The 439-nt window shown below is 55.8% G+C and carries 1 protein-coding gene; it reads left to right on the top strand.

Annotation, left to right across the window (positions count from 1 at the left end):
- Nucleotides 1-266 (top strand): hypothetical protein (locus tag HMPREF1548_RS30290; protein WP_021639053.1); only part of this gene is annotated, 266 nt, incomplete at its 5' end.
- Nucleotides 267-439: the final 173 nt, after the last annotated feature.

The raw sequence follows: 439 nt of genomic DNA on the forward strand, positions 1-439 counted from the left end.
GGGTCAAAGACCCCGCTGCTCTGCAGCGCTACAAGTTTGATATCCCGTTGCGTGCAGCGGGGTCTTTGATTAAATGCAATTACCACAACCTGAACAACATACAACCTACAGAACTTACAACCAGACAACATACCTGCGCAGCTTTATTTTTGTGGTGGTGCGGCCTCTGTCCTCTCCCGGCCTCCGATGGCCCTGTTTTGCGGTTCCTCTCCGGGGGCGGCTGGGGGATGTTTTACGGACCAACCTCAAAAACGGGATGTTTCTAAATGTCCCGCATGGCCGGAATCCTGCCAACGCGGCAAAACTCCTCCGCAGAGGCTTTCAGCCGTCTGCGTTCGTCGGACACGCCGCTAGGGGCGGCAGGATTCCGGTCATACGGGGCATTAAGAAACATCACCGTTTTTTCCCATGGTCCGTAAAACATCCCCCAGCCGCCCCC

The sequence above is a fragment of the Clostridium sp. KLE 1755 genome (assembly GCF_000466465.2).
Taxonomy (GTDB): domain Bacteria; phylum Bacillota; class Clostridia; order Lachnospirales; family Lachnospiraceae; genus Eisenbergiella; species Eisenbergiella porci.